This is a genomic window from Ochrobactrum sp. CGA5 (genome assembly GCF_006345815.1).
Classification (GTDB): domain Bacteria; phylum Pseudomonadota; class Alphaproteobacteria; order Rhizobiales; family Rhizobiaceae; genus Brucella.
Genome location: NZ_VCIG01000007.1, coordinates 223435 through 241381 on the forward strand (window position 1 = coordinate 223435; position 17947 = coordinate 241381).

Sequence of the window (17947 nt, forward strand, 5' to 3'; positions counted from 1 at the left end):
ACCAGTTTGCGCCGGTGCCGCTTTCATGTCGGATTTTGACATGCGGGTGGGAGTTCACGGCGGCATAGTCGTGCTGCAAGAGTCATTGAAGAGGTAATCGCGGATGAAAGTCCTTGTCGCAGTGAAACGGGTTGTCGATTACAACGTAAAGATCCGTGTAAAGGGAGACGGTTCGGGCGTTGAGCTTGCGAACGTCAAGATGTCGATGAACCCTTTTGACGAGATCGCGGTTGAAGAAGCGATCCGTCTGAAGGAAGCGGGCAAGGTGACGGAAATCGTCGCGGTTTCGGTTGGCCCGGCTCAGGCACAGGAAACGTTGCGCACGGCGCTGGCGATGGGCGCGGATCGTGCGATCCTGGTCAAGTCGGACGAAACGGTTGAGCCGCTTGGCGTTGCCAAGGTTCTGAAGGGTGTTGTCGAAGCCGAGAAGCCAGACCTCGTCTTCCTCGGCAAACAGGCAATCGACGACGATTCAAACCAGACCGGCCAGATGCTGTCGGCGCTTCTGGGCTGGAGCCAGGCGACCTTCGCCTCGAAGGTTGAGCTGGGCGACGGTTCGGCCAAGGTAACACGTGAAGTTGACGGCGGTCTTCAGACCATTGATGTGAAACTACCTGCGATTGTCACGGTGGATCTTCGTTTGAACCAGCCGCGCTATGCGTCGCTGCCCAACATCATGAAAGCCAAGAAGAAGCCGCTCGACGAAAAGTCGCCTGCCGATTTCGGCGCCGACATTGCGCCGCGTCTCAAGGTTTTGAAGACCGAAGAACCGGGTGGCCGCAAGGCTGGTGTGAAGGTCGGTTCAGTTTCTGAACTGGTCGAGAAGCTCAAGGCCGACGGCGTACTGTAAAGAAATCGGAAGGGACAAGATAAATGGCTATTCTTCTTATTGCCGAACACGACAATGCAACCCTTTCCGATCAGACTGCAAAGGCACTGACGGCCGCTGCGCAGATCGGCGGCGACGTGGACGTTCTGGTTGCAGGCAAGGGCGCGAAGGCTGCTGCTGATACGGCTGCCAAGCTCAAGGGTGTACGCAAGGTTCTGCTGGCCGAAAGCGATGCGCTGGAAAATCGTCTGGCCGAACCGACGGCAGCTCTCATCGTGGAACAGGCAGGCAACTACGACACGATTATTGCACCGGCGACGACGTCGGCCAAGAACATCCTGCCGCGCGTTGCAGCGCTGCTCGACGTGATGCAGCTTTCGGAAATCATGGAAGTCGTATCGGCTGACACGTTCAAACGCCCGATCTACGCAGGCAATGCAGTCCAGACCGTACAGTCCACCGACGCCAAGAAGGTGATCACAGTGCGCACAGCCTCTTTCCAGGCAACGGGCGATGGCGGTTCGGCTTCGGTTGAAAGCATCAACGCGGCTGCCGATCCGGCGCTGTCGAGCTTCGTGGGCAATGCGCTGTCGGATTCGGATCGCCCGGAACTGACCTCTGCCAAGATCATCATTTCCGGCGGTCGCGCCCTCGGTTCCGCCGAAAAATTCCAGGAAGTGATCCTGCCGGTTGCTGACAAGCTCGGCGCGGCTGTTGGCGCAAGCCGTGCGGCAGTCGATGCAGGCTATGCACCGAACGACTGGCAGGTTGGCCAGACGGGTAAGGTGGTTGCACCGGAGCTTTATATCGCTGTGGGTATTTCCGGCGCGATCCAGCATCTGGCAGGCATGAAAGACTCCCGCGTTATCGTTGCCATCAACAAGGACGAAGAAGCGCCGATCTTCCAGGTCGCCGATTACGGTCTCGTCGGTGATCTCTTTACCGTGCTGCCGGAACTGCAAAAAGCGCTTTAATCGATCAGAAAGCGGCGGGCCGGTCCCGCCGCTTTTTACTTGTGGTCGGCTTCAAGCACGGAAGCGCTGACTTTGCTTTCGCTGAATGAAGGCTGTATCTGTCTCGAGCAGAATTGGTATACTCGGCCTTGGCTCCGCGACGGAGCGGCTGAATGAAGGAGTTATGATCGTGGCAATCAAGACGGTAGGGGTGGTCGGCGCAGGACAGATGGGTAGCGGTATTGCTCATGTATGCGCACTGGCCGGGTTCGATGTGCTTCTTCACGATGCGGCAGCGGACCGGCTGGAAAAGGGCATCGCCACCATCAACGGCAATATGGCGCGTCAGGTCGCGTCGGGAAAATTGCTGGAAGACCAGCGCGCGTCTGCGATGAAGCTCATCCGTCCGGCAAATTCCATGGAGGATTTGGCGGGGGTCGATCTGGCCATCGAAGCGGCAACGGAAGACGAAACCATCAAGCGTAAAATCTTCGCTCAGCTTTGTTCGGTTCTAAATCCTGAAGCGATTCTGGCGACCAACACGTCATCGATCTCGATCACGCGTCTTGCATCCACGACCGATCGCCCAGAGCGCTTCATCGGCATCCATTTCATGAATCCCGTGCCGGTCATGAAGCTCGTCGAACTGGTACGCGGCATTGCCACGGATGAGGAAACCTTCCGCAAGTCGAACGATTTCGTGACCGCACTTGGCAAGACGATAACCGTCGCAGAGGATTTTCCGGCCTTCATCGTCAACCGTATCCTGTTGCCGATGATTAATGAGGCCATCTACACGCTCTATGAAGGCGTCGGTAGTGTTGAAGCCATCGATACGGCCATGAAGCTTGGCGCCAATCATCCGATGGGACCTCTCCAACTTGCCGATTTCATCGGTCTGGATACCTGTCTCTCCATCATGCAGGTTCTGCACGACGGTCTGGCAGATTCCAAATATCGTCCATGCCCGCTTCTGGTCAAATATGTCGAAGCAGGCTGGTTGGGGCGCAAGGCGGGCCGGGGCTTTTACGATTATCGTGGCGAGCATCCGGTTCCGACGCGATAAGCCTCACGATCCTTCGCCCATGAAAGGCCGGTTCAAACCGGCCTTTTTCAATTGTGGCAACAAATTGCGGCCTGTGGAAAAGCTTCAACATCCTTACCATTAACTTACTCTCAACCATAAGAGTTCAGGGCTTATTCATCTTTGATTGTTAAAGTTTTCATTAAGATGTTCGGAAATGAACAACGTTTCAGCGACCGGTTAGTCGGGACAGGACGGGCATCCAATCCGAACAACGTGTTTTTGACGAAGGTTAAGACGATGAGCATTCTTGTTCAGCTGCGTGACAGCGTTAATGTCATCCGCGAGTTCGTTGCACCGAGCTACAGGCCCGAGCGTCATTATATGCGCGGACCAGGCCCGGCCTGCGCCGCGCGTACGCATCATTGATATGAGCTTTTAAAGCCTCCGTTTGCCAGGCGAACGGACCGGCGTTTCGATAAAGCAAAGCCAGAACGGTTATCCGCTCGGGCTTTTGTTTTTGGCTACCGTGTTCGAGCGGGGATTATTCCAGACCTTCAAACAAAGCAGTCGAGAGATAGCGCTCTGCAAACGAGGGGATGATGATGACGATGTTCTTGCCCGCGTTTTCTGGGCGCTTTCCGATTTCGACAGCGGCGGTCAAGGCCGCGCCGGAGGAAATACCGACTGGAATGCCCTCAATACGGGCAAGCAGGCGCGCGTTGGCAAAAGCATCATCATTTGAAACCTGAACGACCTCATCATACACGCTGGTATCGAGCGTCTTCGGTGCGAAACCTGCACCGATGCCCTGAATTTTGTGCGGCCCCGGCGTGCCGCCGGAAAGTACCGGTGAATCCTTCGGCTCGACCGCGATCACTTTGAAGGACGGTTTGCGTCCCTTGATGACCTGACCGACGCCGGTAATCGTTCCGCCCGTGCCGATACCGGAGATTAGGATGTCCGCTTCGCCATTGGTGTCGTTCCAGATTTCTTCTGCAGTCGTCAGACGATGGATTTCTGGGTTGGCGGGGTTTTCGAACTGCTGTGGGATGATTGCGTTTGGATTACCCTCTGCAATAGCTTCCGCTTCCGCAATAGCGCCCTTCATGCCTTTTGCGCCTTCGGTCAGAACCAGTTCGGCGCCAAGGAGCTTGAGAAGCTTGCGGCGTTCCACCGACATAGTTTCCGGCATCGTGAGGATGAGGCGATAGCCCTTGGCTGCTGCGGCAAAGGCCAGCGCAATGCCGGTATTGCCGGAGGTTGGCTCAACGAAGACCGTCTTGCCCGGTACGGCACGGCCGTCGCGTTCCAGTGCTTCGATCAGCGCCAGACCGATGCGATCCTTCACACTTGCCAGGGGGTTGAAAAACTCGAGCTTGGCCAGAAGATTGGCTGTCACACCCTTTTCCTTGGCGAACTTGTCAATGCGCACAAGCGGCGTATTACCGATCGTATCGAGAATGGAATCATAAACGCGGCCACGGCCTGCGATTTTACTTGCTTGCGGTTCATTTAGGGGCTTGTTCATGGTGTTATCTCCCTTTGTTGCGCAAAGTTTAAGAGGAAATTGTGCAAACGCATAGTTGGGTACGTGCGCTTGTCGTACCAAATTTAGAAATTTATTCTTTATAATCGCAAATGTTAGAAGTGAATTCCGCCATAATTGCGGACTGCATATTAGTTTGAGGTAAACCTCGATTGATCAGCGTCAATGCGTTCTGACGGAGAGGTGCGCATCATCGGTATCAGGCAGCTAGGAGAGCACAAATGTACAAGAACATACTGATCGCAACGGATGGATCGGAACTAGCCGAAAAAGGCGTCGACCAGGGCGTCGCGCTGGCTAAGGAAACAGGCGCCAAAGTTACCTTTGTTTCCGTGACTGAGCTCCTGCCATCCTACGGCATTGTGGTCGCTGCTGAATGGGCATCGAGTCCGGCGGCATTTCAGGAATATCGTGAAGCTATCACCAAGGCGGCTACGGAAATCCTGTCAAAGGCCAAAGCAAAGGCGGTGGAGATCGGCGTCAGTGCTGAATCTGTGCATGTCGAGAACCAATCCCCAGCGCAAGGCATCGTTGGGGCTGCGAAGGCCAGGAACGCCGACCTAATCGTCATTGCTTCGCATGGCCGTCGCGGTGTGAACAAGTTGCTGTTGGGAAGTCAGGCGGCGGAGGTCCTGTCGCTCAGCACGGTGCCGGTCTTGGTCATCAAGTAATCGAAGGCATTTCTATCGGGCATCTTCCGGTATTGCAGCGATTTCTTTAAAACGCACAACAACGCAAGAAGATTCCTGATTGCCTCTGTTAAGCTCCTCCTGTCCGAATATGGACGGGAGAGTTTTCTCAAGGAGGTATTCATGACTGCGCCACGGCCTTCAAAGACCATGTTGGGCAATCATCCGCTTCATCCTGAAACACAGATGCTCAACTATGGTTACGACCCGGAACTTTCTGAAGGAGCGGTCAAGCCGCCGGTATTTCTGACGTCGACTTTTGTGTTCAAGACGGCTGAAGACGGGCGCGATTTCTTCGATTTCGTTTCCGGCCGCAAGGAACCGCCCGCTGGTGTGGGTGCCGGTCTGGTCTATTCCCGTTTCAACCATCCCAACAGCGAGATCGTTGAAGACCGTCTGGCCGTCTATGAGGGCACCGAGAGCTGCGCGCTGTTTTCATCCGGCATGTCGGCTATCGCCACGACGCTGTTTGCCTTTGCGCGCCCCGGTGATGTTATTTTGCATTCGCAACCGCTCTATGGCGGCACAGAGACACTACTTGCCAAGACGTTTCTCAATTTCGGCGTCGAGGCTGTCGCCTTCGCTGACGGCGTGCATGAAGCCTCGATAGAGCAGGCGGCTGAAAAAGCCATTGCCAAAGGGCGCGTTTCGGTGATCCTGATCGAGACGCCTGCCAACCCCACCAACAGCATTGTCGATATTGCCGCCATCCGGCGGGTCGCGGAAAAAATCGAACAAAAGCAGGGGCATCGACCGATCATTGCCTGCGACAATACCTTGCTTGGCCCCGTCTATCAGAAGCCGCTCGATCACGGTGCCGATCTGTCGGTCTATTCTCTGACCAAATATGTCGGCGGACATTCGGATCTGATCGCCGGAGCCGTGCTGGGCGCCAAGGCTGTTGTAAAGCAGGTGAAGGCATTGCGCGGTGCCATCGGCACGCAGCTCGATCCGCATTCCTGCTGGATGCTCGGTCGTTCGCTTGAAACGCTCGGGCTGCGCATGGAGCGCGCCAACAGCAATGCCCTGGCAATCGCGGAATTTCTGCGCGACCATCCGAAGGTGGAGAAGCTGCACTATCTTCCATTCGAGGATGAAAATTCGGATGTTGGTGCGCTGTTCAATCGCCAATGCACGGGGGCAGGATCGACGTTCTCGTTCGATATCAAGGGCGGACAGGCGGCGGCCTTCCGTTTCCTGAATGCGCTGCAGATATTGAAACTCGCAGTTAGCCTTGGTGGCACGGAATCACTTGCAAGTCATCCTGCCTCAATGACCCATTCAGGCGTTCCCATCGATGTAAGAGAACGTATTGGTGTGCTGGAATCGACGATCCGGCTTTCCATCGGCATCGAGCACCCGGACGATCTGATCGCCGATCTGGCGCAAGCGCTCGAAGCGGCTTGATTCATTATGCGACGGAAAGCGGCGACCGGTTTATTGCTGCTTTCTCCGGCAATATCCCGATGCTAAATCCAGTGCGCCATTTCAAGGCATATTGGAGGTATAATGATAGGCAAATTTTTAATTGGCACGGGAATATTACTGGTACTTGCGGCTTGTACAACCAATCGCACCCCTGAAGAATTGAGAACCGATCTCCATATAGGGGAAGCGAACTATTTTCAGTCACGCTGCCCGCAATATAAAAAGGTCGATATAGAGCGAGCATTTATTATGTATTGCTTGGCAAACAAACTCTATAATAACGGGTGTAATCCTCAGAAGACTGCAAGAAGCTTTATCGAGGGATCGCTTGATGGTTTCACGCAGGCAAAAATTCAGTACCAGCATGTTGCGGACAATAAGGTTTGTTCGATTGCTGAAAGCAAATATGGAACAAACGGCTCCGTTATTAAGCGATTTTTGACGAAGTAGCATTCTCCTTTTGGTGCGAGGGTTCAATCAAAAGAACCTTCGTCACATGCTTAATTTTCTTTGTCGTCTTGAAAACTAATCAGACATGGAAAAATGGTGCGGGTGGTCGGAATCGAACCGACACTCCTTTCGGAACCGGATTTTGAGTCCGGCGCGTCTACCAGTTCCACCACACCCGCACATTTCTGCCGAAGCAGTTCGATATGGTCCAAAGGGACAGCGGGTTGGGATATAACGGCTAAACGAAACGAGGTCAATTGCTCAAAAGTGCAGCTTGCACCGCTCTTCGGAAAGAAGAGTGAAAGCGCAGGATGTAATGACGTTTGATTAACCGAGCCGCCCGTCACAACGGCTATGTTCAAGTCAACAAACCTGAACCTGACCGCGCCAGGTTCAAAAGGCTTTATCTGCGCAAATTCGCTTCAACCAGATTCCAGAAGACCAACAAGGCAATGAAGCCCAACAGGATGTAATCCAGCGTGCTGACATAGTGAAAGTATTCCATGGCGCATCTCCTTCCCCGAGAGGGCGCGATAGCGTTGCAGCCAGACGGAAGCTTATAATTATCCGGGCTTCGGACATTTGTTCAAAATGCCGGATTGCACCGGTGCGGACCTCCCCTTCCGCCTGTCCATGCGCTCTCCCAAAACAAAGTATATCACGCTTTGTCGGGCAGCTCAAATCATTGGTTCCGCTGACATAATCAGCAATAGGCGCGTGACGCCGGGCGTTCTAGCTGGATGTCGCCGCACTGGCTTTTCGGCAAGTGGCAAAGCGGTCGAGCGCCTGATCATAGGCCGAGGTTTTAACGCCCATCATGCCGATGACCGTGTGGAACAGATTGTCGTGCGAGGACGGCGCGGCGGCATCCTGTTTGACGCAGGCTGTGTCGAGTCCGGTGGCTTTCGCATAGTCCGGCGAGAACCATGCGACGAATGGAATATGTGTTTGGACATCGGGCGCTATGAAATAGGGCGCGGCGTGAAGATAGAGGCCATCTTCGCCCAGCGATTCGCCGTGGTCGGACATATAGACCATCGCCGGGGCAAAACGATCTTCATTTGCTTTCAGGACGGTGATGATCTCCGATAATATGTGGTCGGTGTAGAGAATCGAATTGTCATAGGCATTGACGATCTGCTCGTTGGTGCAATCGGAAAATTCGCTTGTCCTGCATTCTGGCTTGAACTTGGCGAATTCCGGCGGATAGCGACGATAATATGATGGTCCGTGACTGCCGGTCATGTGCAGAACAATCGTTGCGTTGCCGTTCACATCTTTAAGGTGATCACGGAGCTGGTCTACCAGAATCTGATCAAGGCATTCACCGCCTTCGCAATATTGCGCATTGTTCGAATTCTGCAAGTCGACTGTCGGGATGCGGTCTGAGACGCCCTTGCTGCCGGTGTTGTTTTCGTACCATGCAACCTGCACCCCCGCATGGTTGAGGAGGTCCATCAGATTTTCCGAACTATGGAACTTGGAGCTCGAATAGTCCACGCGTGGAAAAGGCGAGAACATGCACGGCACCGAAACGGAGGTATCCGTGCCGCAGCTCGTCGTGTTTGTGAAGGTAACGATATCCTGCTGCTTGAGTTCGGGATTGGTCTCACGCGGGTAGCCGTAGAGGCTGAAATTCTGGGCGCGCGCCGTTTCACCCACCACGATAACAGTCAGCAGCTTTTTACCCGACGCAATCGACGGCAGTGTCTGTCTGGCATCGAGACCGAGCGGCTGCATCACGATTTGCCCGTCGTTTAGCTCGCGCGCGATGTATTGCACCGTACTTTTAAGTGGCGTGCCTGGCATCAGCCGTTCCATGATGTCGGAGCGGTGTTCGCGGTACATGGAGGAGAAGCTGCCGTAATCGGAGCCAATAAGGGCGATTGCACCCACTAGACAGATGACAATCGAAACGGTGTTGACCAGAAGCTTCTGCAGCAAAGGCCGATGCCTGACGCGAATCCAGATGACGAGCAGCGACGGGATGACGGCATAGAACAGCATGTGCAGCAGAAAGCCCGTCGTTATCAGATGGCCAGATTCGGCCTTTGTCGTCGTTAGCGTCGCCTCGACCACGTTCCGGTCGATGATCGTTCCGAAACTGTCCGTGAAATAGGAACCGCCTGCGGCGACCAATATCGCGAAAATCAGAACCGGCTTGATGACATACTTCGCCGAGAAAGCCATCAGAACGGCAATATGGATGAGAAGGATAGCCACTGCTCCAACAGCCAGCTTTTGCGGATGATCGGAAAAATAGGCGATCATCCGGTGCCAGAACGAGGTGTTGGTGAAAGCGAGGAGATAAATCGCGGTCAGGACACAGAGCGTGCCGCTGGCGATAGTTGGGCGTGGAAACCGCATTCCTGAACCTTCAAAATATTAAAGTAACTGTTGAGGATGGAGCTTCGCAAGACTTCCGCAAAACTGCAATCGCAACTTTCTTGCCGGATAAATCCAGGGTCGGAGATTCAGGATAGCGATTTTATGGCTTTTTTAAGATTTCTTAAAATAACCGCTATTTCCTCTCGGTAAAGCTGCGGATGCGATTACGCACAATGCGGGCAAGATTGCGTGTCCGCTGATAGAGATGGATCTGCGAGGCGGCCTGACGGACAAGCTTGTCCGTGGCCGGGTTGAGGCCGATCACCAGCGTTTCTATTGTCTCGCGCTTGTCGAAGAGCCGCGTCATGACTGGATGGTCGGGGAACGCACAGGAATCAGTGCGGTTGATGTTCGGATCGTTCAGATGATTTTTCACGACTTCGATCATCAAAAGTACGCCGGGCGACCAAGCGTTCAGGCTTTCGTCATATGCGGTTTTCCAGGTCCAGGCTTCTCCTGAAACCGTAAAGACGATCAAAATGGCAATGACCCGCCCGTCGAGCTCAAGCGTGTGTACGCGCACGCAATCGCGTTCAGCCAGGTTGTTGACCGCCTCGCGGGCAAAGGCGGCGCGAAACCGGTCGACGGCCATGGCAGTGCCGCGTTTGCCTTTCCAGCCACTCGCTTCCAGCGTCAGGAAATGTTCGAACGCATGACGCACTTCGTCGGGCGTGCGGGCAACGCGATAGGCAAGTTCACCCTTTTCCGCAAGCCTGCGCCAAAGGCGATTATAGTCCCGCCGATGGTGCGCGCCGATGGCCTGTCTAATATAGGCGTCGCTGTCCAGATCGCTTTCCAGAAAAGGACGCTCTTTCTGCTCTATGGAAACCAGCGGCAATTGTCGGCCCACCGCCACCGAGCGGATCAGCTTCGCCGCCGATCCGTTGGCTCGCATTTCCGGTAGTACGAGTACATCTGGAAGTTTGAGGTGCCTGCGTGCCAGAATGTCGAACAGGTCTTCCAGCACGCCGACAGGGTCATCATGATCAATGAGCGGTGTCCCCTGCGGCCCGAACGGTGTCGACCAGGCGCGAACCACTGGTGTTGAGAGGGGGAGGCCGGGACGCTCTATCGTGTAGGGCATGACGAAGCGCAGGCGGCTGCGGATTTCGTTTTCGTCACGCATAACCATAAAACGAACTTCCCGATCCTCAAGGCGCGGCATGGCTGGTGCCAGAAAACGCGCATTGAAGAACACATTCGGCTCTATGGTCCGATTGCTCAAATGATCGAGTTCGTCGCGCAATTCGAAGCCTGCTGCGGCGCCATAGATCGCGAGTTTGCGCGGTATATCGCGGCTGTGAAGGCTTTCCTCCAGCTTTTTGACGGCCTCATGTGCCATACCGCTTTCAGAGAGTTCTGACACGATGTGAGCTGCATTTCCGCCCGCCGATTCTTCAAGCAAAGGTTTCGCGGCCATTACAAAGTCCCCTCCGAGGTCTTGGTACGGTCTCGTGGAATGAGAATGAACATGGTTATATGCAAGGTGCGTGATACGGCTGCCGAAAGAAGTGCTGCTTCCATCAGCATGGCAATAGCTGTCGAAATGGCAGCGCCTGTCAGGCCGAAGCGCGGTATCAGGACCAGATTGAGAATGACGTTGACCGTGAGTGTTGCGGCATAGAGCAGGGCACAGATGTTCTGCTTTCCCGACATGTTGAGAAGGCTTTCCGCCGGGCCGACGCTGGCGCGCGCAATCACTCCGATAATGAGGATGAATAGAAGCGGATAGCCCGCTGTGAAGGCCGGGCCGAAAAGCCGCAGGAGCGGATAACCGGTCAGCAGGATGACAGCGCCGAGGAACAGCGTTGGCCAGAATGTCCAGCGGACGGACGCTTCGGCAAAGCTTGCGAATTCGGCACGGTCGCTGCTGTGCAGCAGGTCCGAATAACGTTGCGCGACGCTCGCCTTCACCGCGAAATAGACGAAATGCGCTAGCGCCATGATCTTTGTTGCCGCAAAGTAAACGGCGACATGCTCAGGGGCGAGCGCATGGCCGACCATCAGAACGTCGACATTGATGAGCAGGAAGAAAAAGCCTTCCACCAGGAAAATAGGCAGGGCGACTTTCATCCATTCGCCGAGACGCTGGTCGTGCGCTGCGGCGGGAATATCCTTTTTCACTGAGCGGTCGACCATCATAAATTGCCCGACTGTGGTGAGCCAGGTGGCGGCAATTGATACTGCCAGCGCGATAGTCGCAGTGGAGGGTAACCCCGCTTCATGCGCGACGATCATGAAAAGGAGAACCAGAAGGGGGCGGGCGATATAGCTTGGCGTCAGCGCCATCATTACCCATGTGCGTGAGCGGGCAACGCCGTCCAGCATATTGCCGAGCGTGATCATCGGCAGACAGATAAAGCCGAGGATGAAGGGAATGAGATAATAGCTCGCAACGTGATCCTTGAGAAGAAGCAGCAGGCCCGTACCCAGGAGCGCGATGAGTGTAGCGGCTGTGAAAGCGAAGATGCGTCCTGTTCGGATGATGCCGAGCACGAGGCCGAACATCTGGCGTTGCACATATTCCGGTACGAAGCGGATGATGGTCGTGTGCAATCCGAAGCAGGCCAGATCGCCGATTATAATCATGGTCAGCCAGACGAGGACGAAGATACCGTACTCGAATTCACCCATCCAGCGCGCCAGAATGACCTGGGACAGAAGAGCTATTGCAGCACTCGCCACGCGCACGGAAAAGGCAACAAGTGAGGAGCGCTGCGCGCTTGCCTGCGGTCCGCTATCCGTAAGCACAGCATCCAGCCGCCTCGTCACGGGACGAAGCCTGGCCGCGATCCTGCCGGGTAAAAACCGGCTCGCCGTCTCAGCTGCCGAAAACCGCACTATTTGCCAACCCTGTCTTTGCATGCCTCTGAGGGCCTGCTTGTTTTACACCGGATAACCCGGCTTTTCGCGCCTCCGCTCTGCAGCCTACGACGCGCTTGTAAACCTTAGACAGGAGTTCTTTATAAAGAGAAAAAGAAAAAGTCTAATCTGCCGAAGGTTGTGGGACATTCAAGGAATGGTGAGTATTTTCTAAATGTCATCTATATTTGAAATGTCTAAAATACTGCAAGGCAGTATCATTGCTTGCGGTGTGTATCGGCTCCCATCGTGTGGCAGAAAATGCAAACCCCGGCAAACTGTTTGCCGGGGTTTGTTCGATAGCTGCGATGATGAGCTCGGCTTACATTACTCGAAAGCACCATGGCAGTGTTTGTACTTCTTGCCGGAGCCGCATGGGCAGGCCTCATTGCGGCTGACTTTGCCCCAGGTGCGCGGATCGGCTGGATCACGTTCGGCAGCAGGCACATTTCGTTCGTCGTGCTGATGTTCGGACCAAGCCGCTTCATCAAAATCATTTTCGCCGGTCGTGCCGTCGATGTGACGGCCCGTCATTGGCGGCAATTCCGGTTCGGGCGGTGCTTCACGCATGATCTCCACGCGCATCAACTGCGAGATAACCACTTCGCGCAGGTTGGCAAGCATCGACTGGAACAGTTCAAACGCTTCGGTCTTGTATTCGTTCAGCGGGTCACGCTGGGCATAACCGCGGAAACCGACAACCGAGCGTAGATGGTCGAGATTGACCAGATGCTCACGCCATAGATTGTCCAGTGACTGCATGATGACCGATTTCTCGACATAGGTCATGATCTGCGGTCCGAACCGTTCGGCTTTCTCGGCAGCAGCTTTGTCGGCGGCTTCCTTGATGCGGCTTTCGAACTCTTCTTCTGCGATGCCTTCCTCCTTGGCCCAGTTCTCGACCGGCAGGTCGAGATTAAGCTTGGAGACGATATCTTCCTTCAGGCCGGCAATATCCCATTTTTCCGCATAAGCATCCTTGGGAATATGCAGTGCAACCATGTCCTCGATGACCTCATGGCGCATTTCGGCGACGGTCTCGGTCAGATCCTCTTCGTCCATCATTTCGAGACGCTGTTCAAAGATCACCTTGCGCTGATCGTTCATGACATCGTCGTATTTCAGAAGGTTCTTGCGGATCTCGAAATTGCGCGCTTCGACCTTTTTCTGCGCCTTCTCAAGTGCCTTGTTGATCCACGGATGGACAATCGCTTCGTCTTCCTTGAGGCCAAGCTTCTGCAACATGCTGTCCATGCGGTCGGAACCGAAGATGCGCATCAGATCGTCTTGCAGCGACAGGAAGAACTTCGAGCGACCGGGGTCACCCTGACGACCGGAACGGCCACGCAACTGGTTGTCGATGCGGCGGCTTTCATGGCGCTCGGTGGCGAGAACGTAAAGTCCGCCTGCTGCCAGAGCCTTTTCCTTCAGTTGCGCAATATCAGCCTTGATTTCCGCAATCTTGGCATCGCGTTCTGGCCCTTCCGGTAGATCGGTGAGTTCCTGACGAACGCGCATTTCCAGGTTGCCGCCAAGCTGAATGTCGGTGCCGCGACCGGCCATATTGGTGGCGATCGTGACTGTTCCCGGCACACCAGCCTGTGCGATGATATAGGCTTCCTGTTCGTGGTAGCGGGCGTTCAGGACCTGAAAGTCCTTGATGCCTTCCTTGCGAAGACGTTCGGCCAGTTGTTCCGATTTTTCGATTGAGGTGGTGCCGACGAGGATCGGCTGGCCCTTTTCGTAGGAGGCGCGGATATCGCGCACAATAGCGCGGTATTTTTCTTCGACGGTACGATAGACTTCGTCGTCTTCGTCGATGCGCTGCACCGGCAGATTGGTCGGGATCTCAAGGACTTCGAGGCCGTAAATATTGCCGAATTCTTCCGCTTCCGTCGCAGCCGTGCCGGTCATGCCCGACAGCTTGTTGTACATGCGGAAGTAGTTCTGGAAGGTGATCGAGGCCAGCGTCTGGTTTTCTGGCTGGATGGTCACGTGTTCCTTGGCTTCCAGCGCCTGGTGCAGTCCTTCCGAATAACGGCGGCCTGGCATCATGCGGCCGGTAAACTCATCGATAATGACGATTTCATCATTGCGGACGATATAGTCTTTGTCACGCTGGAACAATTTGTGCGCACGAAGCGCATTGTTCAGGTGGTGGACGACCGCGACATTCTCGATGTCATAGAGGCTTTCACCCTTGAGGTGGCCTGCGGCTTCCAAAAGCTGCTCGACCTTCTCTGTACCGACTTCGGTGAAAATTGCAGTCTTCTGCTTCTCGTCAATTTCAAAATCGTCCGGCTCGAGGGCAGGAATAAAGGTATCAATGAGATTGTAGAAGTCTGAGCGGTCTTCCAGCGGACCGGAAATGATAAGCGGTGTGCGCGCTTCGTCGATGAGGATCGAGTCCACTTCGTCGACAATGGCGTAATTGTGCGGGCGCTGCACCATCTGGGCGCGCTCATACTTCATGTTATCGCGCAGATAGTCGAAGCCAAGCTCGTTGTTGGTGCCGTAGGTAATATCGCAGGCATAGGCCGCGCGCCGCTCATCGTCATCAAGGCCATGCTTGATGACGCCAACGGTCAGACCGAGGAAGTTGTAGAGCTTGCCCATGGTTTCGGCGTCGCGAGTGGCGAGGTAGTCGTTCACCGTCACCACGTGCACGCCTTTGCCCTCAAGCGCATTGAGGTAGACCGGCAGGGTCGCCATCAAGGTCTTGCCTTCGCCGGTGCGCATTTCAGCGATGCCGCGTTCATGCAGGACCATGCCGCCGATAAGCTGCACGTCGAACGGGCGCATACCGAGCACGCGCTTCGCAGCTTCACGCGCTGTTGCGAAAGCGTCAGGCAGAAGAGAGTCGAGCGTTTTGCCGTTAGCCAGCGCCGCACGGAATTCGGCGGTCTTGGCCTGCAATTGCTCATCGGTAAGATTTTCGTAATTCTTCTCGATAGCAGTAATTTGATTAGCCCGCTGGCGCAGGGTTTTAACGCGGCGGTCATTAGATGAACCGAATATCTTGCGGGCGAAGCCGCCAAAGCTGACCATCACTGGTCCTTTCCTGTCCGTTCAGCCGGAAGCGCTTCCGGCAATGTCGAATGCTTTATTCACGCGTATTGAAACAATTGCAAGAAAACTGCGCTTCGAAAGCTGCCAGATACGGCGCGTTTCCGGCGCAATTACCCCGCCCCTTACTGGACGTAAAGCCGAAGGACAGATAAGAGGGGCTTCGGGCGATGTCAACGTTGCTCTAAAGGCTGGAAAACCTTTCCTTTGTTGCAATATTGGGGAGATCCGGGCCAAATTCCGCCGCATTCATCGGGCCGGTAGGCGGTCACGAAGGAGAGAATTCCATATGAAAGCCATTCTGAAAGCCCCTTATCGCAAGGTTCTCGCTGTCGTCGGCATGTCTCTGGCTGCCTCGGTGGCGATGGCAAGCTATTCAGGCGCCGCATTCGCACAGGGTGCCGAAAAGCCTGCTGCCGCACCGGCGGCAACCCCTGCAGAAAAGGAAGATCCGTCCAAGGTTCTGGCGACCGTCAACGGCAAGGACGTCACGGTTGGTGAAGTTGATCAGGCTGCAGGTGATCTCGATCCGCAGTTTTCGCGTCTTCCTGCCGATCAGCGCCGTCTGGCGGCACTTGCTGCCCTGATCGATATCAAGGCGATGGCTGGTGAAGCGGAAAAGGAAAAGCTCGATCAGTCTCAGGAATTCAAGGATCGGATGGAGTTTTTGCGTGAACGCGCTCTCCATAACGAATATTTCAAGGACGCCGTTGTCGACAAGATCAGCGATGCTGATGTGCGTGCGCGCTACGACAAGGAAATCGCAGCCATTCCGCCGCAGACCGAAGTGCGCGCGCGTCACATTCTCGTGAAGACCAAGGAAGAAGCCGAAGCAATCATCAAGAAGCTTGAAGGCGGCGCCAAGTTCGAGGATCTCGCCAAGGAAAATTCGACCGACGGGACGGCAGCCAACGGTGGCGATCTTGGTTATTTCAGCGAGGGCCAGATGGTGCCGGAGTTCGAAAAAGCCGCCTTTGCACTTAAGCCCGGTGAATACACCAAGGAGCCGGTCCAGACCCAGTTCGGCTTCCACGTGATCCAGCTGGAAGACCGTCGCACCAAGCAGCCGCCAGCATTCGATCAGGTCAAGGACCAGATCCGTTCGATCATCATGCGCGAGCGTTATGTCGAGACAGTCAAGAAGCTGCGTGACGGCATGAAGATTGACTACAAGGACCCGGCTGTCGAGAAAGCCATGAAGGACGCTGCAGCAGCCCAGGAAGGCGCGGACAAGGATGAGGCGCCGGAAGAAGCTGCTCCACAGCAGTAAATCTCGCTTCAAGCATCAATGCCCCGGCTTGCCGGGGCGTTTTTTATTTCCATCGTGCGTTTCCCGCTTGATTTTGGACTGCAAACCTTTCCAATGCGCGCGTCATACTTTGAATCCGAAAGCTGTAGCGCCGTTCTCAGGCCATTACGGTTTTCGGGTTCTCTACGAAACCGCATCCCATTGAGGCACATATGTCCGCGTCTGTTTCTCCGCTTGCTCCAAAACACTACCCCACAATGCCGGTCGTCCATGGCGTGCGCATCGCCACCGCCGCTGCCGGGATCAAGTATCAGGGGCGAACGGATGTGATGTTGATGGTGTTCGACCGACCGGCCGAAGCCGCAGGTGTCTTCACGCGTTCGCTCTGCCCATCGGCGCCAGTTGATTTCTGCCGTCGCAATCTCGTGCACGGAAAAGCCCGCGCGGTCGTCGTCAATTCCGGCAACGCCAATGCCTTCACCGGCGCGAAGGGACGGGAAGCGACGGAAGCAACGGCGGAAGCCGCCGCCAAAGCGGTTGGCTGCGCCACAACGGATGTCTTTCTGGCTTCAACCGGCGTGATCGGCGAGCCGCTCGATGCTGCCAAGTTCGCGCATCTGCTCGGCGACATGAACAAGGACGCAGTCGAGGATTTCTGGACGGAAGCCGCCAAGGCAATCATGACCACGGATACCTATCCTAAGGTCGCGACCGAAACGGTGTTGCTCGGTCAGGTGCCGGTCACGATCAACGGTATCGCCAAGGGCGCAGGCATGATTGCACCGGATATGGCAACGATGCTTTCCTTCGTGGTCACCGATGCACCGATCAGGGCTGACGTCTTGCAGCACCTGCTTTCCAAAGGCGTTGGCTCGACCTTCAACGCCGTCACGGTGGATAGTGACACGTCCACGTCGGATACGCTGATGCTGTTCGCGACCGGTACGGCCGCAGAACGCGGCGCACCTGAAATCACTGATCCTGCTGACAAGCGTCTTGGCGATTTCAAGAAAGCGCTAGGCCGCCTCCTGAAATCGCTGGCGCTGCAGGTCGTGCGCGATGGCGAGGGCGCACGCAAGATGGTGGAAGTCGAGGTGATTGGCGCAAAGTCTACGGCTTCAGCTAAGAAGATCGCGCTTTCTATTGCCAATTCACCGCTGGTCAAGACGGCTGTTGCCGGCGAAGATGCCAATTGGGGGCGCGTCGTCATGGCGGTTGGCAAGGCTGGCGAGCCCGCCGACCGTGACTTGCTCGCGATCTGGTTCGGCGATATTCGCGTTGCGTATCAGGGCGAGCGTGACCCGGCCTATTCGGAAGCAGCGACGTCCGCCTACATGCAGGGTGAGGATATTCGCATTCGCGTGGATTTAGGGTTGGGCAAGGGCAAGGCCACAGTCTGGACCTGCGACCTCACAAAGGAATACGTCGCCATCAATGGCGATTATAGAAGTTGATCGAAA

Annotated in this window: 14 protein-coding genes and 1 tRNA gene; 9 read left to right on the forward strand and 6 right to left on the reverse strand. The window is 55.3% G+C overall.

Features of this window, described 5'->3' with window-relative positions:
- The first annotated feature begins 103 nt into the window (after positions 1–103).
- The 4 genes from FJQ48_RS09100 to FJQ48_RS22840 all read left to right on the forward strand — a co-directional run bounded on the left by FJQ48_RS09100 (position 104) and on the right by FJQ48_RS22840 (position 3235).
- Positions 104–850 carry an electron transfer flavoprotein subunit beta/FixA family protein gene (locus tag FJQ48_RS09100; protein WP_139974856.1) on the forward strand — a complete coding sequence of 249 codons (747 nt, stop codon included), beginning with the start codon at positions 104–106 and terminating at the stop codon, positions 848–850.
- 23 nt (positions 851–873) lie between these two features.
- The gene (locus tag FJQ48_RS09105; protein ID WP_139974857.1) at positions 874–1803 is read left to right on the forward strand and encodes an electron transfer flavoprotein subunit alpha/FixB family protein; all 930 of its coding nucleotides are present in this window, start codon (positions 874–876) and stop codon (positions 1801–1803) included.
- A 169-nt stretch (positions 1804–1972) separates the two neighbouring features.
- On the forward strand, positions 1973–2848 hold the full coding sequence (locus FJQ48_RS09110) for a 3-hydroxybutyryl-CoA dehydrogenase (RefSeq protein ID WP_180350163.1): 876 nt from the start codon (positions 1973–1975) through the stop codon (positions 2846–2848).
- Between the two features lie 258 nt (positions 2849–3106).
- The gene (locus tag FJQ48_RS22840; RefSeq protein WP_255362115.1) at positions 3107–3235 is read left to right on the forward strand and encodes a hypothetical protein; all 129 of its coding nucleotides are present in this window, start codon (positions 3107–3109) and stop codon (positions 3233–3235) included.
- 115 nt (positions 3236–3350) lie between these two features.
- Here the strand turns inward: FJQ48_RS22840 and cysK are convergent, their stop codons facing one another.
- Positions 3351–4337 carry a cysteine synthase A gene (gene cysK / locus FJQ48_RS09115; protein WP_139974859.1) on the reverse strand — a complete coding sequence of 329 codons (987 nt, stop codon included), beginning with the start codon at positions 4335–4337 and terminating at the stop codon, positions 3351–3353.
- Positions 4338–4576: 239 nt separating this feature from the next.
- Between cysK and FJQ48_RS09120 the strand changes: the two genes are divergently transcribed.
- From FJQ48_RS09120 to FJQ48_RS09130, 3 genes are all read left to right on the forward strand, one after another.
- On the forward strand, positions 4577–5026 hold the full coding sequence (locus FJQ48_RS09120; protein WP_139974860.1) for a universal stress protein: 450 nt from the start codon (positions 4577–4579) through the stop codon (positions 5024–5026).
- 141 nt (positions 5027–5167) lie between these two features.
- Entirely contained in the window at positions 5168–6451 is a 1284-nt protein-coding gene (locus FJQ48_RS09125; RefSeq protein WP_139974861.1) for a cystathionine gamma-synthase family protein, read from the forward strand.
- Between the two features lie 102 nt (positions 6452–6553).
- A complete protein-coding gene (locus tag FJQ48_RS09130) occupies positions 6554–6922 on the forward strand; it encodes a hypothetical protein (protein ID WP_139974862.1) in 369 nt (122 codons plus the stop codon).
- Positions 6923–7016: 94 nt separating this feature from the next.
- Here the strand turns inward: FJQ48_RS09130 and FJQ48_RS09135 are convergent.
- From FJQ48_RS09135 to secA, 5 genes are all read right to left on the reverse strand, one after another.
- A tRNA-Leu gene (locus FJQ48_RS09135) sits at positions 7017–7101 on the reverse strand.
- A gap of 553 nt (positions 7102–7654) precedes the next feature.
- A complete protein-coding gene (locus FJQ48_RS09140; protein ID WP_139974863.1) occupies positions 7655–9289 on the reverse strand; it encodes a phosphoethanolamine transferase in 1635 nt (544 codons plus the stop codon).
- A 154-nt stretch (positions 9290–9443) separates the two neighbouring features.
- Positions 9444–10730 (reverse strand): GNAT family N-acetyltransferase, encoded by a 1287-nt coding sequence (locus FJQ48_RS09145; protein ID WP_139974864.1) that lies wholly within the window; start codon positions 10728–10730, stop codon positions 9444–9446.
- Complete coding sequence (locus FJQ48_RS09150) at positions 10730–12082, reverse strand: lipopolysaccharide biosynthesis protein (RefSeq protein ID WP_139974865.1); 1353 nt, start codon at positions 12080–12082, stop codon at positions 10730–10732. The genes FJQ48_RS09145 and FJQ48_RS09150 overlap by 1 nt, the downstream gene beginning before the upstream one ends.
- A gap of 417 nt (positions 12083–12499) precedes the next feature.
- The gene (gene secA, locus FJQ48_RS09155; RefSeq protein ID WP_139974899.1) at positions 12500–15220 is read right to left on the reverse strand and encodes a preprotein translocase subunit SecA; all 2721 of its coding nucleotides are present in this window, start codon (positions 15218–15220) and stop codon (positions 12500–12502) included.
- Positions 15221–15527: 307 nt separating this feature from the next.
- Here secA and FJQ48_RS09165 point away from each other — a divergent pair, with 307 nt between their 5' ends.
- Both FJQ48_RS09165 and argJ read left to right on the forward strand, forming a co-directional pair.
- Positions 15528–16508: a peptidylprolyl isomerase gene (locus FJQ48_RS09165; RefSeq protein ID WP_139974866.1), complete on the forward strand. Its 981-nt coding sequence runs from the start codon at positions 15528–15530 to the stop codon at positions 16506–16508.
- A 191-nt stretch (positions 16509–16699) separates the two neighbouring features.
- On the forward strand, positions 16700–17941 hold the full coding sequence (gene argJ / locus FJQ48_RS09170; RefSeq protein ID WP_139974867.1) for a bifunctional glutamate N-acetyltransferase/amino-acid acetyltransferase ArgJ: 1242 nt from the start codon (positions 16700–16702) through the stop codon (positions 17939–17941).
- Positions 17942–17947: the final 6 nt, after the last annotated feature.

Bases quoted from the DNA above. Each gene is read 5' to 3' on its own strand.
- FJQ48_RS09100 (WP_139974856.1), top strand. From the start codon at position 104: ATGAAAGTCCTTGTCGCAGTGAAACGGGTTGTCGATTACAACGTAAAG.
- FJQ48_RS09105 (WP_139974857.1), top strand. From the start codon at position 874: ATGGCTATTCTTCTTATTGCCGAACACGACAATGCAACCCTTTCCGAT.
- FJQ48_RS22840 (WP_255362115.1), top strand. From the start codon at position 3,107: ATGAGCATTCTTGTTCAGCTGCGTGACAGCGTTAATGTCATCCGCGAG.
- cysK (WP_139974859.1), bottom strand. From the start codon at position 4,337: ATGAACAAGCCCCTAAATGAACCGCAAGCAAGTAAAATCGCAGGCCGT.
- FJQ48_RS09120 (WP_139974860.1), top strand. From the start codon at position 4,577: ATGTACAAGAACATACTGATCGCAACGGATGGATCGGAACTAGCCGAA.
- FJQ48_RS09125 (WP_139974861.1), top strand. From the start codon at position 5,168: ATGACTGCGCCACGGCCTTCAAAGACCATGTTGGGCAATCATCCGCTT.
- FJQ48_RS09130 (WP_139974862.1), top strand. From the start codon at position 6,554: ATGATAGGCAAATTTTTAATTGGCACGGGAATATTACTGGTACTTGCG.
- FJQ48_RS09140 (WP_139974863.1), bottom strand. From the start codon at position 9,289: ATGCGGTTTCCACGCCCAACTATCGCCAGCGGCACGCTCTGTGTCCTG.
- FJQ48_RS09145 (WP_139974864.1), bottom strand. From the start codon at position 10,730: ATGGCCGCGAAACCTTTGCTTGAAGAATCGGCGGGCGGAAATGCAGCT.
- secA (WP_139974899.1), bottom strand. From the start codon at position 15,220: ATGGTCAGCTTTGGCGGCTTCGCCCGCAAGATATTCGGTTCATCTAAT.
- FJQ48_RS09165 (WP_139974866.1), top strand. From the start codon at position 15,528: ATGAAAGCCATTCTGAAAGCCCCTTATCGCAAGGTTCTCGCTGTCGTC.
- argJ (WP_139974867.1), top strand. From the start codon at position 16,700: ATGTCCGCGTCTGTTTCTCCGCTTGCTCCAAAACACTACCCCACAATG.